The organism is Desulfofundulus sp. TPOSR, assembly GCF_011393055.1.
GTDB lineage: Bacteria > Bacillota > Desulfotomaculia > Desulfotomaculales > Desulfovirgulaceae > Desulfofundulus > Desulfofundulus kuznetsovii.
Map to the genome: position 1 here is coordinate 287,459 of NZ_JAAOEF010000002.1, position 24,372 is coordinate 311,830.

Genomic DNA, 24,372 nt, shown 5'->3' on the forward strand with positions numbered 1-24,372 from the left:
AACAATATTATGGAAGGTACGACTTTAAATCATTTTGACTCCCAGGGCCGGGCTCATATGGTGGATGTGAGCGGGAAAGGGGATACCGTCCGGGAGGCAGTGGCCCGGGGAGAAGTGTTCATGCGTCCGGAAACCTTAAACATTATTGCCGGCGGCACCGCAGCCAAGGGAGATGTGCTGGGGGTGGCCCGGCTGGCCGGAATCATGGCCGCCAAAAAAACGCAGGAGCTCATTCCCCTGGCCCACCCCATTCCTTTAACCAGTGTGGCTGTGGATTTTCGCCTGCAGCCCCCCGACAGGGTGGAAATCCAGGCCCGGGTACGGACCACCGGCAAGACCGGGGTGGAAATGGAGGCCCTCACGGCCGCAAGTGTGGCCGCCCTGACTATCTATGATATGTGCAAGGCCGTGGACCGGGCCATGGTAATCCAGAATATCCGGCTGGTGAGCAAAAGCGGCGGCAAAAGCGGGGAATTCCGGCGGGAGGGAGAAGAAGAATGGGAGTAATTGTAGCAGTGTGCGCAAGCCCGGAAAAGGGCACGCGCAAGAAGAACATTGGTGCCGGTATCCTGGTGGCCAATCACGGTCTGGAGGGGGATGCCCACGCCGGGCCCTGGCACCGCCAGGTCAGCCTTCTGGCCATGGAAAGCATTCAAAAAATGCGTGAACTGGGTTTGGACGTCAATCCTGGTGATTTTGCCGAAAACATTACCACTGAAGGGATAAATCTGACCAGCCTGCCCGTGGGTACCCGGCTGGCCATCGGTCCTGAAGCCATTGGGGAAGTGACCCAGATCGGCAAGGAATGCCATTCTGCCTGTGAGATTCGCCGGCTGGCCGGGGACTGCATCATGCCCCGGGAGGGCATCTTTGTGCGCATTCTTACCGGCGGGCCGGTGAAGGTGGGAGACCGGATAGAAGTCCTTGAACCGGGGAGTAGTTCCGGGAGATGAAGAACATGTCCGGCCCGCCTGGAATATGTATCGTAGGAACTTCCAATGCAGGCAAGACCACTTTTCTGGAGAAGCTGATTGCGGAATTTGAACGGCGCGGCTACCGCGTGGGAACCATCAAGCACCACCATGGCGACTTTGAAATAGATAAGCCGGGGAAGGATACCTGGCGCCATGCCCGGGCCGGTGCCCGGGCGGTATGTATTTCCGCTCCCCGTAAAATTGCCCTCATCCGCCAGGTGGATGAAGAGTTGTCCCCGGAGCAAATCGTTCCTTTGCTTGGCCCGGTGGACATCGTCCTGGCGGAAGGATACAAAAAGGCGGACTGGCCCCAGATCGAGGTCTGCCCGCCCGGTGGATGCACCGCCCCGGTGGGGAGAAAGGACCGGTTGATTGCCGTGGTAGGTGACGGTGCTCACCATGCAGAGCTTCCCTGTTTTGGTAGCGACGAAGTAGGAGCGGTGGCAGATCTCATTGTTAATTTCCTGGGTCTGGATTAACCTTTGGAAAGGGTGATGGTAATGGCCGTGGTGGAAGTAAGCATCGTGCCTATCGGCACCGCCGGCACCAGCTTGAGTGCCTATGTAGCCCGGTGTGTGGATGTCCTGGAGGGCGAAAAGAATATTCGCTACCAGCTGACCCCCATGGGGACCATCATGGAAGGGGATCTGGATCTCATTCTTTCGGTGGTCCGCCGGATGCACGAAGTGCCCTTTACCCAGGGGATTGCCCGGGTGGTGACCACCATTCGCATTGACGACCGGCGGGATAAGGAACTGACCATGGCCGGCAAAGTGTCGGCGGTAGAGAAAAAGCTGAAGTAAATATTAATATTTACAATCAGGGGGGGTGGGCTTGAAATACTATCTTGATTTAATTAATGACCTGGAAAAAGGGAATATTGCACCGGTTTATCTTTTTTACGGCCAGGAGTCATTTCTGCATGAAAAGGCCGTCCAAAGGTTCCGGGAAAAACTTCTAATGCCCCCGGCAGGGGAGTTTAACCTTGACATTCTGGACGGGGAAGAGGTCACCGAAGGGGATATTGTTGTGCGGGCACAAACCCCCCCTTTTATGGCCGGCTGGCGCCTGGTCGTGGTCCGCCACGCCCCATTTTTTACCGGTTCTCCCGGCACATCCAGCAATAAGAGAACTAGAGCTTCCTCCCGGGATACGGCGACCCCTTTGCTGGCCTACATGCAAAAGCCTACCCCCACTACCTGCCTGATTTTTACCACCACCCATCCCGTAGATCAGCGGGGACGCCTTTTTAAATCGCTTAAAGAAACCGGCCGGGTAGTGGAATTTACCTACTTAAAAACCCGGGACCTGGTGCGCTGGCTGGAAAAACAGGCGCGCCTGGCCCACAAGACCATCACTCCAGCCGCAGCCGGGTTGCTGGTACGGCGGGTGGGCCCCAGCCTTTTTGTTTTGAGCCAGGAGATGGCCAAGTTAATTTCTTACACCGGTTGCAGGGAAACCATCCTGGAGGAAGACATTTATCGCCTCACCGTGCCGGCGCTTGAGGAAAATATTTTTAACGTGGTTGATGCCATCGGGGAAAGGCGGATTGGAGCGGCGCTAAAGGGCATCCGGGAGTTGTTGCAGCAGGGTCAGACGGGCCCGGCGATTCTGGCCATGGTGGCCCGGCAGTTCCGGCTAATCCTGCAGACCCTGGAATTAAACGCCGGAAAACGGTCCCCGGGTGAGGCGGCGGCAAAGCTGGGGGTGCATCCCTTTGTCGCCCAAAAGCTTTTGGCCCAGTCATGTAATTTCACCCGGGAACAGGTAGTCACGGCTTTACAAAAGCTTTTGGATTTGGACAGGGCGGTGAAGAGGGGCAGGCTGGAGTTTTACCCGGGTATCGAAATGCTCCTGCTGGAGATGGGCCGGGGAACCGTGTCGTAAAAAGGTACTAAAAAAACCACCTCTGCTACCGGGTGGTTTTTTTGCCGCTTTCATCATTTTTGTTCCGGGAGGAGTGTGTGGGTTAGCTTACCTGGCGGTTGAACCGTCTGGTCAGGCGGGATTTTTTACGGGCAGCAGTATTTTTATGGATAATACCCTTCGTTACCGCCTTGTCAATGGCCCTCAGCGCCCGGCGCAAGAGTTCCCTCGTTTCCTCCACATTGACACCGGCTGTCAGAGCCCGCTCAAACTTCTTAATGGCAGTGCGCAGGGCGGACTTCAGCTGCTTATTGCGGAGGGTGCGTTTGCGGGTAACCTTAACTCTTTTCATGGCGGACTTGGTATTGGGCACCGTTCAGTCACCTCCCAACAGCCCTCATTTTACCACGGGCCCAAAAAAATTGCAAGGGTAACTGGTATAGCCGGCCGCTTTTTTGTCAAAGCTATGGGCGAGTAAAAAGGAGGAGGTGATTGCCATGACGCAGTGGCTGGGAGTGATTGTAAGGTTTATCGTCTCCGCGCTGGTGCTCATTGTGGTGAGCTGGCTTTCCCCGGGCTTTGTGGTGCGCGGGGGGTTCGTAGGGGCACTGATTGCCGCGGTGGTTATTGCCGTGCTGGGTTATATTGTGGAAGCCCTGCTGGGCGACCGGGTTTCGCCCCAGAGCCGGGGTATAGTAGGTTTTATAACCGCCGCAGTAGTAATCTATGTGGCCCAGTTTATCATTCCCAACCTGCTCAGTGTTAATTTGCTGGGCGCGCTGATTGCTGCCTTTGTTATCGGACTTATAGATGCTGTAGTGCCTACGGTGTTGCGCTAGCAGTTAAGCCACTTCAGCCCGCAGGCAGGGTGGCTTCATAAAGATCTCCTTCCGGGAATAAAATGGTACGGGCAGTCCGGGAGGGGATTTTTTATGTACCACGCTCTTTACCGCTACCGCTACCGCTGGCTATGGAATAAATTCTACGGTTTCCTGGTGGTTGCCGGGATTGCTTTTTCGCTCCTTGCCCTGGTTGTCGGGACGGGAGTGTTATTTTTTCGGTGGGGGGGACAGGTCTTATTTTACAGGGATCCGCGGCTGTTCCTGGAGGCCGCCATGCCCACTCACGCCGCCGGCGAACAGGGTGAAGGTGAGTTGGCAGGCTCGTTTTTTAGTTTATGGCCCGGTTTGGCTGGCTCTTTTGCCCTTCCCGACAAAGACCCCCGGGCATTGCTTCGTTCCCAGCTCCCCCTGCTGGCTTATGTACCGGTAAAGCAAGAAGTGGAGGTCAATCCGGTAAAACCTGCCTCTGAGCACGCAGGTATGGCCCCAAAGATCTCCGGGAAGTACCTGGTGGCCATTTATCACACCCACACCGGGGAAAGCTACACCCTTACAGATGGGATGGCCAGGCTGGAGGGCAAAGAAGGAAGCGTGGTTAAGGTTGGGGAGCTTATACGCCAGGAGCTGGAGTCCAAATATGGTATTCCAACCCTGCACATAAAAAAAATCCATGACCGGCAATACAATTCATCATATATGGAATCCGAAAAAACGGTTCGGGAATTGTTGAGGGAAGAGCCGCAGCTAAAAGTACTCCTGGACGTCCACCGGGATGCCGGAAAACCCCGCCGGGACTGCCTGGTAAAGGTGAAGGATATTGAGGCAGCCCCCATCCTCTTTGTCGTCGGTTCGGACGCCAGGGCGCCCTTTCCCACCTGGCGGCAGAATGAGCAGTTTGCCAGACAGCTGGCCGCAGCCCTGGACAAAAAGTACCCCGGTTTATGTCAGGGGGTAAGGATTAAGGAAGGACGTTACAATCAGTTTCTCCATCCCCGGGCGCTTTTGGTGGAGATTGGCAGCGCCAATAACACCACCGGGGAGGCACTGGCTGCGGCCCGCTTGTTTGCCGGGGTGCTGGGGGAAGAGGTGCGGAAGCTGGTGGAAGCCGAGCCCGCTCAACCCGGCGCTGAATGAAAGAGAAAAAGAACATTTACTCCTGGCCGCTCAGTTTGCGCGCAAACGTAAGGAACCCGGTATGACCCACCATGCGGTGTTGGGGCCTTACAGCCCGGCCCTCTATGTGCCAGCTTCTAAGCATGACTTCTACGGTCTCAATCAGACCAAAAATGCCGGACTTTTGCAGGACAGTTGCAAAAGTGCGAACCTGTATGATGGAAGGCAGGTAAGAACACAGTATACCTCCGGGGATAAGGGCATTATCCACAGTCTTGACCGCCCGCCAGGGTTCCGGTACATCCAGGAGCACACGGTCGAATCCCGATTCCCCGGTTGGTTCGTAAATGTCCCCAAGCCTGAGTTCAAGATGAGACGGCAAGTCGCCAAAGCAGGCTTTTATATTTTCTATGGCACATTCCAGCATATCCTGCCGAACGTCGTAAGCTACCACTTTCCCGGCCGGCCCTACCTGCCTCAGTACGGCGAGCAGAAGCGCCCCGCTGCCCACACCTCCCAGCAACACCCGGTCACCGGGCCGGACATCCGCCCACATCATAATAATGCCTAAATCCTTCGGGTATATGATGCCGCTTTTGCGCGGCATCTTTATTATATAGTTCGAAAGAGTGGGGTAAAAAACATAGAGTTTCTTACCCTCTGAAGTCTTGACAACACTGCCGGGTTCCAGGCCCAGCACTTCATCGTGTTCAATGTAACCCCAATATGTATTTAGGCGCTCTCCTGGAATCAGGCGCTGCAAAAATTGAACGCGGCGATCGGCGAAGATAACCAATTCTCCCTCCTTGAACGGCATAGCTACCACCTCCTGGCAGGTAATCCGGCTGGTTCATCGCCGCTCGTATCACGCCAAACATTTACCTCTGGCATTTTTATTTTATTTTATCACACGCTGAAATCCCAGCGGGGAATGGTGGTTCCTTTACCCGTACGATGCATCCGCCGGGAGGGGCTACCGCCCTGACTGCCATTTTGAATGGCCAGGGATATATGTTTGTTTTGGAACCGGTATTGCTTGGTGTGGTGGTGTTGCTTGCCGTCGCTCTGCTGGTACACTGGTGCCGGGGAGGCGGTTGTTATCCTACATACTGGTTTTAAGAAATTTTAAGGGGCAAATCAAAAGACTACCTGGCCGGTTTTGGATGGCGGGTGGTCTTTTTATTGTGAGGTATAAACCCGCCTTTATCGCTCAATACTGGAAAATGGGAAGTGATGCCATGGGTATCAGCTGGTGGAGGACGGTCATTACCCTGGGATTATTTCTGGGTCTGGTCATCTTCGGCCTGGAAGTTGTGGCGGAGGGGTATAATCAATTTCTTTTGCCCCCGGAACCCCTGCACCTGGGGCAGGCCGCAGAAGCTTTTGGGGGATATTTTCAAAAACCGGGGTTTGACCGTTACATGAACTTAATAAAGGAACTCATTATGACGTATCAGGACAGGCTACGTGCTTTAAGCACGCATAAGTAAAGCATCCTTTTCACCATCAGTATTTGATGTTATAATAAAGCTTTGAGAGATCTGGGATGGTGATTTAGTATGGGGAGAGAACGCATCCGCAATTTTTGCATAATTGCCCATATTGATCACGGCAAGTCTACCCTGGCCGACAGGCTTTTGGAATATACCGGAGCGCTCAGCCCCCGGGAAATGACCGACCAGGTGCTGGATCAAATGGACCTGGAACGGGAGCGGGGCATTACCATCAAGCTGCAGGCGGTACGCATTGCCTACCGGGCTGAAGACGGGGCGGAATACCAGTTAAACCTGATTGATACTCCCGGACACGTGGATTTTACCTACGAAGTGTCCCGCAGCCTGGCGGCGTGCGAGGGAGCCCTGCTGGTGGTGGATGCGGCCCAGGGCATTGAGGCGCAAACCCTGGCCAACGTGTATCTGGCCATTGAAAACGACCTGGAAATTATTCCGGTGATTAATAAAATTGACCTGCCTGCGGCAGATCCCGAAAGGGTCAAACGGGAAATTGAGGACGTAATCGGCCTTGATGCCTCCGGGGCCGTTTTGGTTTCGGCCAAGTTTGGGACCGGAATAAAGGAGTTGTTGGAAGCCATTGTGCGGCGCATACCGCCCCCCAGCGGCAATCCCGCTGCTCCTTTAAAAGCTCTCATTTTCGACTCCCATTACGACCCCTATAAGGGGGTTATTGCCTATGTGCGGGTGGTGGATGGCCACCTGGAAGAGGGTATGCACATAAAGATGATGTCCACCGGAAAGATGTTTGAGGTCAGCGAGGTGGGTATCTTTAAGCCGGCCATGACTCCCACCGGACGGCTGGATACGGGTCAGGTGGGATATGTGGCTGCAGGCATAAAAAATGTCAGGGACACCCGGGTGGGCGACACCATTACCGATGCCGCCCGTCCGGCGGCCGAACCTTTGCCCGGTTACCGCAAGGTCACGCCCATGGTTTACTGCGGCCTTTATCCGGTGGATACGGTGGACTACGAAGACCTGCGGGACGCCCTGGAAAAACTGAAGCTAAACGACGCATCCCTGGTTTACGAACCGGAAACCTCCGAAGCCCTGGGTTTTGGTTTTCGCTGTGGCTTCCTGGGGTTGTTGCACATGGAAATTGTCCAGGAACGCCTGGAGCGGGAGTACGGTTTGAATTTGATTACCACCGCACCCAACGTGGTGTACAGGGTTATCACCACTTCGGGAGAAGAGCTTTACATCGACAACCCGACCAAAATTCCCCCGGCGGGCAAGGTGGTCCGGATGGAGGAACCCTTTGTTACCGCCACCATTATGGTGCCCAGGGAGCATGTGGGGGCGGTAATGGACCTGGCCCAGGAACGCCGGGGCACTTTTAAAACCATGGAGTACCTGGGCGAAAACCGGGTCATGCTGGTCTACGACCTGCCCCTTGCCGAGATCATTTTCGATTTCTTCGACCAGCTCAAGTCCCGCACCCGGGGATACGCTTCCCTGGACTACGAACTGGCCGGGTACCGGGAAAGCGACCTGGTTAAACTGGACATCCTGATTAACGGCGAGCCGGTGGATGCTTTGACCTGTATTGTCCACCGGGACAAGGCCTATCACCGTGGCCGGCAACTGGTGGAAAAATTGCGCGGTTTGATTCCCCGGCAGCTTTTTGACGTGCCCGTCCAGGCGGCCATAGGCAGCCGGGTCATTGCCCGGGAAACCATTAAGGCCCGGCGCAAGGACGTGCTGGCCAAGTGTTACGGTGGCGACGTAACCCGCAAGCGCAAGCTTTTAGAAAAACAAAAGGAAGGCAAAAAGCGCATGAAGCAGGTGGGCAACGTAGAAATTCCCCAGGAGGCTTTTATGGCGGTGCTGAGCATAGAAGAGAGGTAAATGGGGAGTGAGCCCGTGGCCATCAGCCTGTACATTCACGTACCCTTTTGTATTCGCAAATGCCGGTACTGCGACTTTGTTTCCTATGCCTATGACCCGGAAGCCGCCCGCCGGTACCGGGTCGCTCTTTTGCGGGAAATGGCCCTGTACCAGGAGCGGCTAGCCCCGCAGGAGAGGCGGCTACAGACCATTTTCATCGGCGGGGGCACCCCCACCTGTCTGCCGGAGGAAGACCTGGCAGCCATTCTGGAAGGATGCAGCCGTTATTTTCAGTGGCTTTCCGGGGTGGAGGTGACCGTGGAAGCCAATCCCGGCACGGTGGACCTGCCCAAGCTAAAGGCTTTGCGCTACGCCGGTGTCAACCGCCTTTCCCTGGGGGTGCAGACCTGTTCGGACCGCTTTTTAAAATTGCTGGGACGGGTTCATGATTTTACCCAGGCGGTAGAGGCGGTGCAGCTGGCCCGCCGGGCTGGTTTTGACAATCTTAACCTGGATCTTATCTTTGCCATACCCGGCCAAACCATGGCGGACTGGCAACACTGCCTTGATAAAATTTTGGCCTTACAGCCGGAGCATATTTCCGCCTACTCCCTGCAAATAGAGGAAGGCACCCCGCTGGCCCGGGCGGTGGCTGAAGGCCGTGTCCTTCCCTGTGACGAGGAAACCGAACTGGCCATGTACCAGGAGGTGATCAACTTTCTGGCGGCCCGGGGTTACGAGCATTATGAGATTTCCAATTTTGCCCGCCCGGGCTACCGGTGCCGGCATAATTTAACTTACTGGCACAACGAGCCCTATCTCGGCCTCGGCCCGGCAGCCCATTCCTACCTGGGGGACGGGCGCTTTTATAACACCGGTTCCCTGGAGGAATACGAGGCGCGCCTTTTATCCGGGGAACTACCGGTGGCCGGCCGCGAGAAATTATCCCGGGCCACCATGATGGCCGAAACGGTGTTTCTGGGCCTCCGCCTTATAGAGGGACTGGATCTGGAGAAATTTGCAGCCCGTTTTGGGAAAAATATTGAAGAGGTTTTTGGCGAGCAGGTAAAAAAATTAAGCAGTTTAGGTTTGGTGGAAATATGTTCCAATCGCCTGAGGTTGACTTCGCGGGGTTTACCCCTGGCCAATGCTGTCTTCCGGGAGTTTGTGTTGCCTTGACAAATGTTCAGCCCGGTGCTATGTTTAACATAAAAGGGTTTAGCACTCAGCACAATCGAGTGCTAACAAAGGGGGTGTTAAGGGTGAGAATGGATGCCCGCAAGCAGGATATCCTTCTGGCCATTATCACCGATTACATTGCCACCGCTGAACCGGTGGGTTCCCGCACTATCGCCCGGAAATACCGGCTGGGCATCAGTCCGGCCACCATCCGCAATGAAATGGCCGATCTGGAGGAGATGGGTTATATTGAACAGCCCCATACCTCCGCCGGACGAATCCCTTCGGAGCTGGGATACCGTTATTACGTGGATTATTTGATGAAACGGCAGGAGTTAACCCCCGAGGAAGAAGAGTTGATCCGCAAAAGCTATCGCCAGAAAGTGCGGGATGTGGGAGAAGTAATTCAACGCACGGGGCAATTATTGTCCCAGTTGACCCAGTACGCCGCCATGGTGCTGCCGCCTAAAATCGGCACCAGCAGCTTTAAATACATTCGCCTGGTTCAACTGGGTCTCGAGCAGGCCATGCTGGTCGCCATTATGGATTGCGGTACCGTACACCACCGGATCATTGATATACCCAGTGGCATAACCTCCGAGGACCTGGAAACCATCTCCGCGGTCCTGAATGCCAAACTTCAGGGTCGCACCATGGACAGCATTAAGCTCAGCCTGGTGAAGGAAATTTACTTTGAACTGGTCAAGCATAAGCACATTATTGAGCTGGCCATGGAACTGTTGCAGGACAGCCTGACCAGGCAGCCGGAGGACAGAATATATCTTGGCGGGATCCTTAATATACTAAATCAACCGGAATTCCATAATGTGGAGAAGGTTAAAACCTTGCTCAGCCTGCTGGAACAGGAAAATCTTCTGTGCAATTTATTAGCTGACAACGTGGGCAAAGAAGGCGTTACCGTGCGCATTGGCCGGGAGATCCGCTGCCGGCAGATGAGCAACTGCAGTATGGTCGTGGCCACCTACCGGTTGAAAGGGAAGCCCGTCGGGTCTATTGGCGTTTTGGGCCCAACCCGCATGGATTACGCCAGGGTGGTCACCGTAGTGGAGCATTTGACCAAAAACCTTTCCCGCGCCCTGGAAGATCTCCTGGGCGGCGGGGACAAGTAAGGGGGAGCGGGTTTTGAGTCTCAAGCAGCAGGCCAGCACGGGCACGGAAGTGGATGAGCGGCTGGCGGCCCTGGTCACCAATGCCAACGCCGTTCGTGCCATTGCTTCGGCAGTAGAAGGTACCCTGGGGCCAAAGGGCCTGGATACCATGCTGGTGGATAAATTTGGAGAAGTGGTCATTACCAACGACGGTGTAACCATTCTCACCATGATGGAGGCCAATCATCCCGCGGCCCGGATGTTAATCAATATTGCCAAGGCCCAGCAGGAGGAAATTGGCGACGGTACCACCACCGCTACGGTAATGGCCGGGGCCATGGTTGGTGCCGGGGTGGAGCAGGTGGCCCGGGGAGTGCCGGTAGCCCGGGTTATTGAGGGCATCCGGGCGGGAGTTAAGCGGGGCCTGGAGGTTATGATGCAAAAGGCCCGGCCGGTGGCAGATCTGGACGACCCATTAATCTATCAGGTTGCCCTGGTGGCCGGCCGGGGGCACGAGGATATTGCGGCCCTGGTGGTGCAGGCAGCCAGGCTGATTGGCCGGGATAAGCTCTTAGACCGGGCCTTTCGCTTTTCAGACACCGTCGTGGCTGAGGAAGGGGCGGATAACCAGGTTTTTATGGGCGTGATTGTGAACAAGGAGCCCATGAACCGCCAGATGCCCCGGGAACTAACGGATGTTAGGGTGCTGGTAATTGATGATGCCCTGGAGCCGGAGGAAATAGAGGAAGAAGCCCTGGCCACCGAAGCCGGCTTTGCCCGTTACATGGAGTTGCAGAACCAGTTCAGGGAAAACATACAGAAAATTATTGACCTGCAGGTAGGACTGGTGCTGGCCGACCGGGGTGTCCATGACGTTGCCGAAGAAATGCTCACCGATGCCGGCATCATGGTCGTCCAGAGGGTGGCCAACAAGGAACTGCGCCGGGTAGCCGAACACGCCGGGGCGCGGATGATCAAGCGCACCGGGTTGAAAAAGGATTTTGAACAGATCAAGCAGTGCCTCGGCCGTTGCCGCCGGGTTTTTCATGATGAAAAGCTGGAACAGGTCTGGATTCAGGAAGGTGCCGGAAAGCCCATGGCTACCGTCCTGGTGGGTGCCGCTACCGCCGAGGTGGTAGGGGAAAGGGAGCGCATTGCCAAAGATGCCGCTTCGGCCATACAGGCCGCCGTGAGGGGAGGAGTTGTCCCCGGCGGGGGAGCTTTGGAGCTGGCCGTGGCCCGGGAAGTGGAAAAGGTCCGGGCTTCCATGCGCGGCATGACCGCCTACGGGGTGGATTGCGTGGTGGAAGCTTTGAAACGCCCGCTGGCCCAGATTGTGGCCAATGCGGGCTTCAACCCTCTGGAAAAGATTGGCGATGTCATGGCCGCCCAGGTGGAGACGGGGAATGATGCCCTGGCCGTGGACTGCGATACGGGTCAGGTGGCGGATATGTATGAGCTGGGAGTAGTGGACCCCGTTCTGGTGAAGACTTACGCCTTTAAAGCCGCCGGGGAGATTGCCGAAGCCATTTTACGGATTGATACCATCATCAAGAAACGGGAAGACAGGGAGGCAAACCCGAAACAGGAGACGGACTTATAACTGGCGAGGTGACGGAGATGGAAGAACAAAAAGTCCCTCAAAATATAGAGGCTGAGGAAACCAGGCCCGCCGGTGCCGTCCAGGAAAGCCCACCGGCAGGGGAATCCGGCAGTGAAGCCCGAAATACCCCTGCCGGTCAAGGCGGTTTGCCGGACGATGGGCAGCAGCCGGCGGGTGAATCCCGGGAGGAAGTTGATGTAAAGGAGCTGGAGCAACGCCTGGCGGAACAGACGGCCCTGGCCCAGGATTATTTCCAGCGCCTGGCAAGGATGCAGGCCGATTTTGAAAACTACCGGCGCCGCATGAACAGGGAGCGGGAGGAATGGTTCAAATATGCTTCCCAGCCCCTGGTGGCGGAGCTGTTGTCCGTACTGGATAACTTTGAGCGGGCACTGGCGGCCCGGGAGGAGGACCCCGCCCGGGTGGTGGCGGGGGTGGAAATGATCTACCGCCAGCTTAAGGAAATTCTTACCAAAGAGGGGCTTTCTCCCGTGCCAGCGGTAAATGAACCCTTTGATCCTGCCAAACACGAGGCAATTATGCAGGAAGAAACCGATGCTTACCCGGACAACACCATCATAGAGGAACTGCGCCGGGGCTACTATTTTAAGGACCGGCTGTTGCGGCCGGCCATGGTCAAGGTGGCCCGGGCTGTGTCCGTGCAGGAACAGCAGAAGGAACAGAACAACCACTCTAAACCTGAAAATGAAAAAGAAAACAAAGAGAACAACCAGACCAGCAGTGTCTGTTAAGGAGGGGAAATGATAGATGGGGAAAGTTATAGGCATTGACCTTGGTACTACCAACTCCTGTATGGCCGTCATGGAAGGCGGCGAGGTAATCGTTATTCCCAACGCCGAGGGAGAGCGCATTACTCCTTCTGTGGTTGGTTTCACCAAGACTGGCGAGCGCCTGGTAGGCCAGCTGGCCAAGCGCCAGGCAGTGAGCAACCCGGAACGAACCATCAGGTCCATCAAGCGGCACATGGGTACCAATTACAGGGTAAAAATTGACGATAAGGAATATACCCCCGAGGAAATCTCGGCCATGATTTTGCAGAAACTAAAGGCGGATGCCGAGGCCTACCTGGGGGAAAAGGTGGAGAAGGCGGTTATTACCGTACCCGCTTACTTTACCGATTCCCAGCGGCAGGCCACAAAGGATGCAGGTAGAATTGCCGGTCTTGAGGTGCTGCGCATTATCAACGAGCCTACGGCTGCCTCCCTGGCCTACGGTCTGGACAAGGAGGAGGACCAGACCATCCTGGTGTTCGACCTGGGTGGAGGCACCTTCGACGTATCCATACTGGAGCTGGGCGACGGCGTCTTTGAAGTGAAGGCCACCAGCGGAAACAACCGCCTGGGCGGCGACGATTTCGACCAGCGGATCATGGACTGGCTGATCGAGCAGTTTAAGAAAGAGACGGGCATTGACCTGCGCAACGACCGTATGGCCATGCAGCGGCTGAAGGAAGCTGCCGAGAAGGCCAAAATTGAACTGAGCAGTGTCACCACAACCAATATCAACCTGCCTTTTATTTCCGCCGATGCCAGCGGTCCCAAGCACCTGGACGTGACCCTTACCCGGGCCAAGTTTGAAGAACTGACCGCCGACCTGGTGGAAATGACCATGGGCCCGACCCGGCAGGCCCTGGCGGACGCCGGCCTGGAGCCCAAGGACATCCACAAGGTGATCCTGGTGGGCGGTTCCACCCGGATTCCGGCAGTCCAGGAAGCCATTCGCAAGTTCCTGGGCAAGGAGCCCTACAAGGGGATCAACCCGGACGAATGTGTGGCCATTGGGGCGGCCATTCAGGCCGCGGTGCTGGCCGGCGAGGTCAAGGACGTGCTGCTTCTGGACGTAACGCCCCTCTCCCTGGGCATTGAAACCCTGGGCGGCGTCTTTACCAAGATCATTGAGCGGAATACCACCATTCCCACTTCCAAGAGCCAGATCTTCACCACCGCCGCCGACGGCCAGACCACGGTGGAAATCCACGTGCTCCAGGGCGAACGCCCGATGGCGGCCGACAACAAGACCCTGGGAAGGTTTACCCTTACCGGTATTCCCCCGGCACCGCGGGGAGTACCGCAAATTGAAGTTAAGTTTGATATAGACGTAAACGGCATTGTCAACGTTTCCGCCAAGGATCTGGCCACCGGCAAGGCCCAGAGCATTACCATCAGCGGCACTTCCCGGCTCTCGGAAGAAGAAATCCAGCGCATGGTTAAAGATGCGGAAAGACATGCCGAGGAAGACCGCAGGCGAAAAGAAGAGGCGGAACTGCGCAACCAGGCGGACAGCATGATTTACCAGGCGGAAAAAACCATTAAGGACCTGGGAGACAAGGCCGACAAGGCGAAGGTGGAAGAAGTGAAGAAGGCCGTGGAAAGGCTGAAAGAAGCCCTGGGCGGCAAGGACATGCAGCTCATCAAATCCCGCATCGATGAACTGACCAAGCCCCTTTATGAATTGTCCGCCCTTCTTTACCAGCAGCATGCCCAGCAGGCCCAGGCCGGCGGTGGCGGCGCTGCCGGTTCCGGGGGCGAAAAAGTGGTGGATGCCGATTACGAAGTCAAAGACGATCAGAAGTAATTGGCAGTAGCTGCAGCAATATTGTATAATACTAGCGGATGTATTTTCGCGTCGCATCTGGCCGGTGGGTTTATGAAGACGACTGCCGGCCAGGTTTGCATTGTTACCAGGATGCGTTTGGCAATACAAGAAGGTATGGTCAGGTGGTGGTAACGCCATGGCAAAGCGTGACTACTACGAAATCCTGGGAGTATCCCGGGACGCCACGCAGGAGGAAATCAAAAAAGCCTACCGCAAGCTGGCCCGGCAGTACCACCCCGACGCCAATCCCAACGATAAGGATGCGGAGGCCAAATTTAAGGAAATAACTGAAGCCTACGAAGTTTTGAGCGACCCGGAGAAAAGGGCTCAGTATGACCGCTTTGGCCATGCCGCCACCGGTAATCAAGGATTTGGCGGGTTCGAGGGGTTTGGCGGTTTTGGCGGCTTTGGTACCGATTTTGGAGGCCTTGGGGATATTTTCGACATGTTCTTTGGGGGGTCCACCCGGCACAGGCGCGGCCCGGAAAAAGGCGATGACATCCGGGTGGATGTGGAGCTTTCCTTTAAAGAGGCCGCCTTTGGCCTGGAGAAGGATATCCGGGTGCCCCGCATGGAACCATGCAGCACCTGTGACGGTACCGGGGCCGCTCCCGGGACCCGTCCTGTGACCTGTTCCCTGTGCGGTGGCTCCGGGCAGATTCAATTTGCCCAGAGCACACCCTTCGGGCGTATTTTCCAATCCCGTACCTGCGATCGTTGCCGCGGTGCAGGCCGCGTTATCGAAAAGCCCTGTGCCAACTGTCACGGCAGCGGGCAGGTCCGCCGCACCCGCACCATCAACATCAAGATCCCCGCCGGTGTGGACGACGGGACGAGACTGCGGGTGGCCGGCGAGGGAGAGGCCGGCTTAAGGGGTGGACCGCCGGGAGACCTGTATATTTACATTCGCGTCCGGCCTCACAAGATCTTTAAACGTGAGGGCAATGATGTGATCATGGAACTACCCATTTCCTTTGCCCAGGCTGCCCTGGGAGATGAGGTGGAAGTACCCACTCTTGAAGGCAAGGCAACCATACGTATTCCCGAGGGCACCCAGCACGGCACCGTCTTCCGCCTGCGGGGCAAAGGCATCCCGGATTTGAATGGATACGGGCGGGGTGACCAGCTGGTGCGGGTCAAGGTGATGGTTCCCACCAGGCTTACCGAGGAACAGAAGAAGCTGTTACGCCAGTTTGCCCGGTTGAGCGGGGAGAACCCGGCCGGGGTGGAAAAGGGTTTCTTTGACAAAGTAAGGGACGCCTTTATGGGTTAATGGGAGGCCGGTTAATTTGCAGTGGTTGGAGATTGCCGTCACCACGCCTGACGAGTGGGTTGAGGCGGTAAGCAATATGTTTATTGAGCTGGGTACCGGCGGGGTGGCCATTGAGGACCCCGCCCTCTTTTCTTTGTATTTACAGGGGCCGCAGGATGAGGTGGCTCTGGACCCTCTATCCCTGCCGCGGGAGCCGGTGGTGAAGGCTTACCTGCCCGTGGATGAAAATCTGGACGCCCGTCTGGCCGCCCTGAAAGAGCGGCTTGCCGCTGTTATCGGCGAAGGTACCTTTAATATAAACACTAAACAAATCAGGGAAGAAGATTGGGCCGGTTCCTGGAAGGCTTACTATAAGCCCGTTTGTGTGGGCAGGAAACTGGTGGTGAAACCTGCCTGGGAAGAATACCGGGCCCTCCCGGGCCAGGTAGTGATTGAAATGGACCCGGGGATGGCCTTTGGCTGCGGCACCCACCCCAGCACGCGCCTTTGTCTTTCCCTGCTGGAGGATGTTCTGGCCGGCGGTGAAGTGGTGGTGGATGTGGGTACCGGTTCGGGCATCCTGGCCATTGCCGCCGCCCTGCTGGGTGCCCGCCGGGTGGTGGCGGTGGACAACGACCCGGTGGCCGTGGCAGCCGCCCGGCAAAATGTAGAGCAAAACCGGGTGCAGGACCTGGTGGAGGTCGTGTGCGGCGATTTACTGGCCGGTATGGAAGGCCCCGTGGATGTGGTGGTGGCCAATATCGTAGCCGATGTGATTATTCGCCTCGCCCTCCAGGCGCGTAAGATTCTAAAGCCCGCCGGCCTCTTTATTGCCTCGGGTATCATCAGGGGGCGGGAGCAGGATGTGGCTGGCGCCCTGCATTCTCACGGTTTTGAGATTATAGACCGGCGTTGCAGTGGCGAGTGGCATGCCCTGCTGGCCCGTGGGGGGTGCCGGCCATAGGTTATTTCTTTGTTTCCCCGGAGCAGATTACCGGGGAGCGGGTGACCATTACCGGGCCCGATGTGGTGCATATTTCCCGGGTGTTGCGCCTTGGACCCGGAGACGTGATCACGGTTATGGACGGTCGGGGCAAGGGGTACCGGGTGAGGTTAACCGGCACCACCGGAACTGCCGTCGAAGGGATGATCCTGGAGCAATTTATCCCCGGGGGAGAAGCTCCCCTGAAGGTGACCCTGGTCCAGGGGCTTTCCAAGGGCGACAAAATGGACATAATTATACAAAAAGGCACCGAGCTCGGCGTATCCTGTGTGGTTCCTTTAGCCTGCCGCCGTTCCGTGGTCCGGCTTACCCCGGCCAAGGCCCGGGAACGCCAGCAGCGCTGGCAGCGGATAGCCCTGGAAGCGGCCAAGCAGTCCTGCCGGGCAATAGTGCCCCGGGTCACCGGAGTTATGGACCTGCCGGCTGTGCTTGACCTTATATCCCCGGGGGCGCTGGCCCTGATGCCCTGGGAGGAAGAACGGGAGTTTTCCCTGAAAGCAGCCCTCAGAGGGCAGTCCTGCGGGGAAGTATTTGTCTTCATCGGTCCCGAAGGGGGGTTTGAAGCCGACGAAGTGGCCATGGCCAGGGAAAGGGGCGTGCTTTCCGTTTCCCTGGGCCCACGGATCCTGCGCACGGAAACGGCGGGACTGGCCACACTAACTATGGTTCTTTATGAGCTGGGGGACCTGGGCGGGTATCCAGCAGGTAACGCCCGGTGAAACCAACCGTGGGGGTGAAAGACGTGCCCAGGACTGTAGCCGTGACCACCCTGGGATGCAAGGTTAACCAATATGAGTCGGCGGCCCTGGCCACCCTGTTCCGGGAGCGGGGCTATAAAGTGGTGGACTTCAGCGAAGCGGCGGACATTTATGTCATCAACACCTGTACGGTTACCCACCTGGGGGACCGCAAGTCAAGGCAGCTTATCCGGCGGGCCACGCGAAACAACCCCCATGCCCGCGTGGTGGTAACCGGCTGTTACGCCCAGACCTCGCCGGAAGAGGTACTCTCCATCCCCGGCGTGGACCTGGTGGTGGGGACAAGGGACAAATCCCGCATTGTGGATCTGGTGGAGGAACTGGAAAGCCGTAAGGAAGGGCCGCTGGCCGTGGTACGGGATGTTTTTGCTGACCAGGATTACGAGGAACTGCCCGTACCGGCGCTGCCCTCCCGGGTGCGGGCCTTTTTAAAAATCCAGGAAGGGTGCAATAATTTTTGCGCCTACTGCATTATTCCCTATGCCCGGGGGCCGCTGCGCAGCCGGGACCCGGAAAATGTCCTGGCTGAAGCCAGGAGGCTGGTAGCCGGGGGCTTTAAGGAACTGGTGCTCACCGGCATTCATACCGGGGCCTACGGCCAGGACCGGCCCGGCGGCCCGGACCTGGCCGGCCTGGTGGAATGCCTGGCGGAAATTCCGGGGTTGGTGCGCCTGCGCCTCAGTTCTGTGGAACCGATGGACATTACAGGTAAACTGGTGGATATAATGGCTACCAGGCCCAATGTCTGCCGCCACCTGCATATTCCCCTGCAAAGCGGCGATGATACGGTCCTGGCCCGCATGCGCCGTCACTATACCACAGCCTGGTTTCGTGAGCTGGTTCAAAGAGTAAGGGGGTGCGTGCCCGGCATAGCCATTACCACCGACATTATTGTTGGTTTCCCCGGGGAAACCGATGGCCAGTTTGAAAATACGTTTAATTTTGTGCGCGAGATGGCTTTTGCCCGGCTGCATGTTTTCAAGTATTCCCCCCGGCAGGGTACGGACGCGGCCTCCTTTCCCGACCAGATCAGTGCCCCGGTGAAAGAGGCGCGGAGCCGCCGGATGATTGCCCTGGGAGATGAGCTGGCCCGTTCCTTTGCCGCCAAGCATATTGGCCAGGAGGTCCAGGTGCTGGTGGAAGAAGAGTTGCCGGAGAAAGCAGGTTTCTTTGCCGGTCTTACCGATAATTACCTGCGGGTAATTTTTCCAGCCCGGAAAAATCCTGTGGGTGAGCTGGTGACGGTGCGGGTGGAAGAGATAGAGGGTGCAGATTTAAAAGGAATGATAATTTAAGTTTACCGGCAGGATTTAATTCCTTCAATGTTGAATAAAATACCGTTGTTACTATTTACGGGAGGGAGGTGGCATGATGCAGGATTGCATTTTCTGCAAGATCGTGAAAAAGGAGATTCCCGCCGAGATCGTTTATGAGGATGAACACGTAATGGCCTTTAAAGACATCCACCCGGCGGCTCCCGTCCACCTCTTGCTCATTCCGAAAAAACATATCCCCACCTTCTTCGACCTGACGGATGAAGACGTTTCCATAATCGGCCGTGTTCAGCTGGCGGCAGCCCGGGTCGCCCGGCAGTTGAACCTGGAGGAAAAGGGATTTCGGTTGGTCAGCAACTGCAAGGAAGATGCCGGCCAGCTGATTTTCCATATTCATTATCATTTGCTGGGGGGTAGAGCGCTGCAGTGGCCACCGGGCTAGTTGACGCAACTATGGAAAGCAGGCTATAATAACAGGGTATTTTGCAATTTCGAGTTGGGGGTCTTTGCACTCATATGAACAGCCTTACAGCCTGGCGGAGGGAGGGAAAAGAGCAGTGCCAGAAGTACGTGTTGGTAAGAATGAGACCCTGGATAGCGCCCTCCGTCGCTTCAAGCGTTCCTGTCAGAAGGCCGGCGTCTTAGCCGAAGCAAGACGGCATGAACATTACGAAAAACCCAGTGTGCGGCGCAAGAAAAAATCCGAAGCGGCCAGAAGGCGTAAGTACCGTTAATTGCCTGGCCGAACCGCACGTGTGGCGTCAGCAGGAGAAGCCCGGTGCTGGATCAAAGCACGCCGGGCATTTTTACACCTTCTACGGCGGCCGTCCCGGCGTTGCGGATCTCCCCGGGGGCTTTAGCGAATAGGGGGTGATCCAGAGATTATGTCTGGTCAACTTTTAACCTGGCTCTCGGTACTGGCTTTTTTGCTGGGCTTTATTGCCCTGGTGCTTGAAATTTTCGTCGTTCCGGGCTTTGGCGTGGCGGGGATGGCCGGGATCATTCTCCTGGCCTGGGGGGTATTGTTGCTGGCGGTGGATTTTACCCAGGCCACGGCTGCGCTGGTGGTGGCCCTGGCCCTCACGATAGTGGTATTTTTCCTGGGGCTTAAATTTATGTCCCGGCTTAATCTCTGGCAGCGTTTAACCCTGGGTACCAGGCTGGAAAAAGATGAGGGTTATGTGGCCGGACAGGTTGACCTGGTACACCTGGTGGACCTTACGGGGGTGGCGTTAACCCCCCTGCGGCCCGCGGGGACGGTGGAAATTGCCGGCCGGCGGCTGGATGTGGTTACCAGCGGGGAATACATCCCCGCCGGGGCGAAAGTGCAGGTGGTGCGGGTGGAAGGGAGCCGGGTGGTGGTACGCCGGGCAGACTACATTTAGCGATATTGCACAAGCTAAATGTAAATGTTCAGTAGAACCGCTCTGTTAACTGCAAAGGCACGGCGTTGTCCAGAGCGAACGATTTTGCGGAGCGCCGGTAACAGCACCCGGTGAAGCGAGGTTGCCGGCTCGGCTCTCGAGGACGCCAACGAAACCAGGCGAAAGAAATGTGGAAGAACCACATCGGTAGAAAAAGTGAGACAGCATAAAAACAGTATCGATGGTAATCCGCAGAGAGCCAGAGCCGGCCCGAAGCGAACCGTGGTGCGTATCTTACGCGAAGCACATGAGTGAGCGGGACAACGCCGTGCCTTAAGCGGGTTGACTGAACATTTACAGCTAAATATAAGCCGGGATGGCAGGTAGTGTTTCTTCACTGCAAGGACAGAAGTGGCCGGAGCCAGTTACCATACTGCGCTTTTAATTAATTCACTATAGGAGGTGCTCGATGTTTACCCTGCTTGGACTTTCCACAATTATCTTCTTCCTCCTCGTTTTAATTGGCGTGGCTGTGATTTTTAGTTTCATCCCAGTTGGCCTGTGGATTTCCGCCCTGGCCGCAGGAGTGAAAATCGGCATTTTCACCCTGGTGGGCATGCGCCTGCGGCGGGTTCCGCCGGCAAAAATTGTCGGCCCGTTGATTAAGGCCGACAAGGCCGGCCTCAATGTAACCGTTAACCAGCTGGAAGCTCATTACCTCGCCGGGGGTAATGTGGACCGGGTGGTGGATGCCCTCATTGCCGCCGAGCGGGCCGACATTCCCCTCACCTTTGAGCGGGCCGCGGCCATCGATCTGGCCGGGCGCAATGTCCTGGAAGCGGTGCAGATGAGCGTCAACCCCAAGGTGATTCAAACCCCCATGGTGTCTGCTGTGGCCAAGGACGGCATTGAGGTCAAGGTTATCGCCCGGGTCACGGTGCGGGCCAATATCGACCGCCTGGTGGGTGGTGCCGGCGAGGAAACCATCCTGGCCCGGGTGGGTGAAGGCGTCGTAACTACGGTCGGCAGTGCCGAAAGCCACAAGCACGTGCTGGAAAACCCGGACTCCATTTCCCGGACCGTGTTGGGGAAGGGCCTGGATGCCGGGACGGCTTTCGAAATCCTTTCGATTGATATTGCCGACGTGGATGTGGGGCGGAACATCGGCGCCCAGTTGCAAATCGACCAGGCGGAAGCCGACAAGCGCATTGCCCAGGCCAAGGCAGAGGAGCGGCGGGCCATGGCCGTGGCCAAAGAGCAGGAGATGCGGGCCATGGTGGAGGAAATGCGCGCCCGGGTGGTGGAAGCGGAAGCGGAAGTGCCCCGGGCTATGGCCGAAGCTTTACGCCAGGGGAAACTGGGTGTCATGGATTACTACAACATGCAAAACCTGCTGGCCGATACCCGTATGCGCGAGGGTCTGGCCAGAATGGGCGGCGAGCCGGGTGAGCCCGGCGAGTCCTCCATGAAAGGAAAGGAACGCTAACCCATGGAAGCGCTCATTTTCTGGGCCTTTCTCCTGTTCATTTTCTGGACAGTCTTTGCCAGGGATCGCGGCAGGTCGGACCGGCGTTATCCCGGGGGTCCCATTCCTCCCTTTCCGCGGCCGGATTCGCGGGAAGAACCGCAGGATGGTTCCTTGAGGGAACCAGGGAATAACCGGGGGGAGGAAGATTTGCCTTTACCGGGACCCTGGAGCCGTCGACAGGAAGAGGCGGATCTACCCCTGCCCGGGCCCTGGGGTCGCAGGCCGGAAGAGACTGATTTGCCCCTGCCGGGTCCGTGGGACCGCCGGGAAAGTGCTCCGGAGGATGTTCCCCTTCCCGGCCCGTGGAACCGGCAGGAGGAAGGACCGCTTCCCGGCCCCTGGCACAGACGGGAAAGGGATCTGCAAGATCAGGTGCCCGGCGGGGAAAGGGTGCGCAAAGCACCTGACGGTGTGTCCCGGCGGGAGCAACAGGAGCGCCGCCCTGCCCCCGCTTTAGAAGATAAACCGGAACGGGAACGGATGGCTGAAACGAAGCGTGAAGCCCTCCGGGAACGTCCCGTACGGGACGTTCCCGGAGTTGAAGGTGCGGACCAGGTTTTTATGGAAGCCAGGGAACCCTGCCCTTTGCTGTCGTCCCGCAACCTGGCTGCGGCGGTGATCCTGTCTGAAGTGCTGAATTTCCGTGGCGGCCGGCAGGCGCGGAGAAGAAGAGGGTTTTGGTAGGAGGGGGAACGTACTTTTGCTGGAGACGGCCTCCAGATAAAAACGGGTCATCCGGCCAGGAACGTATTTGAAACGCCGGGTTTATGATCCACCTTTATTGAGGTAAAGTTAAAAATCCGGCAATCGTAAAATGTTTATCAAACGCGAATGCTTCCTTAACACCGGTGTGTTGCATTAGTGCAAAAGAAACCGCAAAGCCCCTTCTCACTTATAACTAGGTAGTGGTCATGTTTTTCTGCAAGGTCCGGGATTTTACCGTTACCCAGTCCTACGATGTCCATGGCGGGATCCTTTTGACCGAGGTCTTTTTCCAACCCCTGGTAGATGTATTTTCTAACCAACTCCGATTGAGGTACTTTTTGCTTTTTCGCTACAAATCGTAGTTGTTCATGCAAGGTTTTATCGATATGTACCTGAAGAGGCACCTTTTTCATGAAAAACATCACCACCACTTGAGTTTTCATGTGCAGATTATATATGAACATCATGGCAAAATCAAGCTGCAATTGAGGAGGTGCATTTATGCAAAACCACATCTGTGGGGCCGGTTTATCCGCCCGCCCGGGAAAACCCTGCCCCCGTTGCGGAACTCCCGGTTTGCCTGTTAATACGGGTAAAGAATGCCTGACCAGAACCCCCGCCGGCCGTTGATGTAAACCGGGGTCTGGTTTTCTACCGGTGTTCGCCCAGGATGTATTCCTGAAACATCGGTTCAACAAATTTATATGATCCGCGCCCGTCTTTTTCGATGATTGCTTTGGCCATCAGGTAATCCAGGGCTCTTTTGATTTCGTTGGGATTGGCTTTCCGGCTATACACCCTGTTTCCCGCGGCAATACGCTTCAACACCTCGCGGACATGAGATTTTTGGCTGAGCTCATCCAGTATTTCGTCGTAAATTTGGGCCAGGATCAATAAAGCCCGGTCATATCCCAGCTGAACAAACTTTGGAGTTACGGTATTTTTTCCTGCTTCAAGGAGAGCGTAGTAAATTTCCGAACAAACGAGCATAGTGTCCTGGGGGTGGCCGCCGGTTTTTTGCAAAATTCCCCTGGTAATTTCACTATCCACTTCAATATTTTGTTCGGCAAATTTTCGGGTAATATATGTCACCCACGAATCTTCGGGAATAGGAGGGATAGGAAGGATCACGGCGAAGCGGTAGAAGGCTTCTTTCCGGTTGCTGAACAGGGTTTTCATTATACCTTCTTTGGAACCAAGAAAAAGATAAGATACGTTCTTATGATTTTGGAAATGTGACCGCATTTTTTTATAGATTTCTTCCTGGCTGACCACGCGGGAAGCGTCCTGGAACTCGTCAAACAGGACCACCATATTTCTTCCATCGCGGGTTGCAAGAATTTCCGGCAAATCCAGCGCGTAATCCAGCAGTGCGTTTTCATCTGGCTCGCCGTGGAGGAAACCAAAACCGAATTCCAGGTCTTCAAGCTTAATCGTCAACTTCGCCATACCGGCGATAGCTTCGGCACGATCTTTCAGGACGTCCAGCGTTTTGCGAACCCCCGTTCTGTTTTCCAGGCAGGCGTTGATCAGAGAAACAGCGAATTCTCGTTTGTTTGAAAGGCGGAAAAAGTCTACAGAAGCTGTGTAAAAACCCTGCTCTTTCAATCGTCTCAAAACTTCGTAAGCAATGGAAGTTTTTCCTATTCTGCGGGGGCCGGCCAGCATCACACTCTGTCCGTCACCCAGCCTGATTTGAAGGGAAGTGATAAATTCTTCTCTGTCCACGATGTCTTTTTCTGAAACAGGACCACCGACGGGAAATAATTTGCCGGGCAAAAGTTGCACACCTCTATTACAGATATTACTTTCTGTGTAATATTATATTACATGTAAGGTAATATG

At 56.1% G+C, this 24,372-nt stretch carries 28 protein-coding genes and 1 pseudogene; 25 read left to right on the top strand and 4 right to left on the bottom strand.

Annotation, left to right across the window (positions count from 1 at the left end; all coding sequences use genetic code 11):
• Window positions 1-9 precede the first annotated feature (9 nt).
• From moaC to holA, 5 genes are read left to right on the top strand one after another with little or no spacing between them, the layout of a single operon-like run.
• Window positions 10-507 carry a cyclic pyranopterin monophosphate synthase MoaC gene (moaC, locus tag G7K71_RS09925; protein WP_166345861.1) on the top strand — a complete coding sequence of 166 codons (498 nt, stop codon included), beginning with the start codon at window positions 10-12 and terminating at the stop codon, window positions 505-507.
• The gene (locus G7K71_RS09930; protein ID WP_013823709.1) at window positions 498-953 is read left to right on the top strand and encodes an MOSC domain-containing protein; all 456 of its coding nucleotides are present in this window, start codon (window positions 498-500) and stop codon (window positions 951-953) included. The genes moaC and G7K71_RS09930 overlap by 10 nt, the downstream gene beginning before the upstream one ends.
• A gap of 5 nt (window positions 954-958) precedes the next feature.
• Window positions 959-1,453 (top strand): molybdopterin-guanine dinucleotide biosynthesis protein B, encoded by a 495-nt coding sequence (gene mobB, locus G7K71_RS09935; RefSeq protein WP_013823708.1) that lies wholly within the window; start codon window positions 959-961, stop codon window positions 1,451-1,453.
• 21 nt (window positions 1,454-1,474) lie between these two features.
• Window positions 1,475-1,777, top strand: a complete 303-nt coding sequence (locus G7K71_RS09940) for an MTH1187 family thiamine-binding protein (protein ID WP_166345864.1) — start codon at window positions 1,475-1,477, stop codon at window positions 1,775-1,777.
• Window positions 1,778-1,808: 31 nt separating this feature from the next.
• Window positions 1,809-2,861 carry a DNA polymerase III subunit delta gene (gene holA, locus G7K71_RS09945; RefSeq protein ID WP_166345867.1) on the top strand — a complete coding sequence of 351 codons (1,053 nt, stop codon included), beginning with the start codon at window positions 1,809-1,811 and terminating at the stop codon, window positions 2,859-2,861.
• Between the two features lie 82 nt (window positions 2,862-2,943).
• Here the strand turns inward: holA and rpsT are convergent, their stop codons facing one another.
• Complete coding sequence (gene rpsT / locus G7K71_RS09950) at window positions 2,944-3,213, bottom strand: 30S ribosomal protein S20 (protein ID WP_166345870.1); 270 nt, start codon at window positions 3,211-3,213, stop codon at window positions 2,944-2,946.
• A gap of 124 nt (window positions 3,214-3,337) precedes the next feature.
• Between rpsT and G7K71_RS09955 the strand changes: the two genes are divergently transcribed.
• Window positions 3,338-3,679, top strand: a complete 342-nt coding sequence (locus tag G7K71_RS09955; protein WP_013823704.1) for a phage holin family protein — start codon at window positions 3,338-3,340, stop codon at window positions 3,677-3,679.
• 93 nt (window positions 3,680-3,772) lie between these two features.
• Window positions 3,773-4,816, top strand: coding sequence for a stage II sporulation protein P (spoIIP, locus tag G7K71_RS09960; protein WP_166345873.1), 1,044 nt, complete (start codon window positions 3,773-3,775; stop codon window positions 4,814-4,816).
• Between the two features lie 16 nt (window positions 4,817-4,832).
• Here the strand turns inward: spoIIP and G7K71_RS09965 are convergent, their stop codons facing one another.
• Complete coding sequence (locus G7K71_RS09965; protein ID WP_166345876.1) at window positions 4,833-5,612, bottom strand: tRNA (adenine-N1)-methyltransferase; 780 nt, start codon at window positions 5,610-5,612, stop codon at window positions 4,833-4,835.
• A gap of 137 nt (window positions 5,613-5,749) precedes the next feature.
• On the opposite strand from G7K71_RS09965, the gene G7K71_RS09970 reads away from it, so the two are divergent.
• The 17 genes from G7K71_RS09970 (at window position 5,750) to G7K71_RS10050 (ending at window position 22,506) form a co-directional block, all read left to right on the top strand.
• Window positions 5,750-5,914 carry an HPP family protein gene (locus G7K71_RS09970; protein WP_243174813.1) on the top strand — a complete coding sequence of 55 codons (165 nt, stop codon included), beginning with the start codon at window positions 5,750-5,752 and terminating at the stop codon, window positions 5,912-5,914.
• Between the two features lie 65 nt (window positions 5,915-5,979).
• Window positions 5,980-6,285 (top strand): hypothetical protein, encoded by a 306-nt coding sequence (locus tag G7K71_RS09975; protein WP_166345879.1) that lies wholly within the window; start codon window positions 5,980-5,982, stop codon window positions 6,283-6,285.
• Window positions 6,286-6,354: 69 nt separating this feature from the next.
• The gene (gene lepA / locus G7K71_RS09980) at window positions 6,355-8,157 is read left to right on the top strand and encodes a translation elongation factor 4 (RefSeq protein WP_166345882.1); all 1,803 of its coding nucleotides are present in this window, start codon (window positions 6,355-6,357) and stop codon (window positions 8,155-8,157) included.
• A complete protein-coding gene (gene hemW, locus G7K71_RS09985) occupies window positions 8,158-9,315 on the top strand; it encodes a radical SAM family heme chaperone HemW (protein WP_207712833.1) in 1,158 nt (385 codons plus the stop codon).
• An 83-nt stretch (window positions 9,316-9,398) separates the two neighbouring features.
• Window positions 9,399-10,445 (top strand): heat-inducible transcriptional repressor HrcA, encoded by a 1,047-nt coding sequence (gene hrcA / locus G7K71_RS09990; RefSeq protein ID WP_166345885.1) that lies wholly within the window; start codon window positions 9,399-9,401, stop codon window positions 10,443-10,445.
• 13 nt (window positions 10,446-10,458) lie between these two features.
• On the top strand, window positions 10,459-12,027 hold the full coding sequence (locus tag G7K71_RS09995) for a TCP-1/cpn60 chaperonin family protein (RefSeq protein WP_166345888.1): 1,569 nt from the start codon (window positions 10,459-10,461) through the stop codon (window positions 12,025-12,027).
• 17 nt (window positions 12,028-12,044) lie between these two features.
• Window positions 12,045-12,779 carry a nucleotide exchange factor GrpE gene (gene grpE, locus G7K71_RS10000; RefSeq protein ID WP_166345890.1) on the top strand — a complete coding sequence of 245 codons (735 nt, stop codon included), beginning with the start codon at window positions 12,045-12,047 and terminating at the stop codon, window positions 12,777-12,779.
• A 16-nt stretch (window positions 12,780-12,795) separates the two neighbouring features.
• A complete protein-coding gene (gene dnaK, locus G7K71_RS10005) occupies window positions 12,796-14,622 on the top strand; it encodes a molecular chaperone DnaK (RefSeq protein ID WP_166345892.1) in 1,827 nt (608 codons plus the stop codon).
• Between the two features lie 157 nt (window positions 14,623-14,779).
• Window positions 14,780-15,916 carry a molecular chaperone DnaJ gene (dnaJ, locus tag G7K71_RS10010; RefSeq protein ID WP_013823693.1) on the top strand — a complete coding sequence of 379 codons (1,137 nt, stop codon included), beginning with the start codon at window positions 14,780-14,782 and terminating at the stop codon, window positions 15,914-15,916.
• 16 nt (window positions 15,917-15,932) lie between these two features.
• Window positions 15,933-16,859 (top strand): 50S ribosomal protein L11 methyltransferase, encoded by a 927-nt coding sequence (gene prmA / locus G7K71_RS10015; protein WP_166345894.1) that lies wholly within the window; start codon window positions 15,933-15,935, stop codon window positions 16,857-16,859.
• Entirely contained in the window at window positions 16,847-17,617 is a 771-nt protein-coding gene (locus tag G7K71_RS10020) for a 16S rRNA (uracil(1498)-N(3))-methyltransferase (protein WP_313884951.1), read from the top strand. Before prmA ends, G7K71_RS10020 begins: the two co-directional genes overlap by 13 nt.
• Window positions 17,614-18,951 carry a tRNA (N(6)-L-threonylcarbamoyladenosine(37)-C(2))-methylthiotransferase MtaB gene (gene mtaB, locus G7K71_RS10025; RefSeq protein WP_313884952.1) on the top strand — a complete coding sequence of 446 codons (1,338 nt, stop codon included), beginning with the start codon at window positions 17,614-17,616 and terminating at the stop codon, window positions 18,949-18,951. Before G7K71_RS10020 ends, mtaB begins: the two co-directional genes overlap by 4 nt.
• Before the next feature lie 76 nt (window positions 18,952-19,027).
• A complete protein-coding gene (locus G7K71_RS10030; protein WP_166346220.1) occupies window positions 19,028-19,372 on the top strand; it encodes a histidine triad nucleotide-binding protein in 345 nt (114 codons plus the stop codon).
• A gap of 115 nt (window positions 19,373-19,487) precedes the next feature.
• Window positions 19,488-19,664: a 30S ribosomal protein S21 gene (rpsU, locus tag G7K71_RS10035; RefSeq protein ID WP_013823688.1), complete on the top strand. Its 177-nt coding sequence runs from the start codon at window positions 19,488-19,490 to the stop codon at window positions 19,662-19,664.
• A 150-nt stretch (window positions 19,665-19,814) separates the two neighbouring features.
• Window positions 19,815-20,315 (top strand): NfeD family protein, encoded by a 501-nt coding sequence (locus G7K71_RS10040; RefSeq protein ID WP_166345896.1) that lies wholly within the window; start codon window positions 19,815-19,817, stop codon window positions 20,313-20,315.
• Between the two features lie 448 nt (window positions 20,316-20,763).
• Window positions 20,764-21,780, top strand: a complete 1,017-nt coding sequence (gene floA / locus G7K71_RS10045; RefSeq protein ID WP_166345898.1) for a flotillin-like protein FloA — start codon at window positions 20,764-20,766, stop codon at window positions 21,778-21,780.
• A gap of 3 nt (window positions 21,781-21,783) precedes the next feature.
• Window positions 21,784-22,506 carry a hypothetical protein gene (locus G7K71_RS10050; RefSeq protein ID WP_166345900.1) on the top strand — a complete coding sequence of 241 codons (723 nt, stop codon included), beginning with the start codon at window positions 21,784-21,786 and terminating at the stop codon, window positions 22,504-22,506.
• 155 nt (window positions 22,507-22,661) lie between these two features.
• Here the strand turns inward: G7K71_RS10050 and G7K71_RS10055 are convergent, their stop codons facing one another.
• The gene (locus tag G7K71_RS10055) at window positions 22,662-23,012 is read right to left on the bottom strand and encodes a hypothetical protein (RefSeq protein WP_243174815.1); all 351 of its coding nucleotides are present in this window, start codon (window positions 23,010-23,012) and stop codon (window positions 22,662-22,664) included.
• A 16-nt stretch (window positions 23,013-23,028) separates the two neighbouring features.
• On the opposite strand from G7K71_RS10055, the pseudogene G7K71_RS20245 reads away from it, so the two are divergent.
• Window positions 23,029-23,115 (top strand): annotated as a pseudogene (locus G7K71_RS20245) ((2Fe-2S)-binding protein); the annotation flags it as partial.
• A 63-nt stretch (window positions 23,116-23,178) separates the two neighbouring features.
• Here G7K71_RS20245 and G7K71_RS10060 read toward each other — a convergent pair.
• Window positions 23,179-24,306 carry an ATP-binding protein gene (locus G7K71_RS10060; protein WP_166345902.1) on the bottom strand — a complete coding sequence of 376 codons (1,128 nt, stop codon included), beginning with the start codon at window positions 24,304-24,306 and terminating at the stop codon, window positions 23,179-23,181.
• Between the last annotated feature and the right edge of the window lie 66 nt (window positions 24,307-24,372).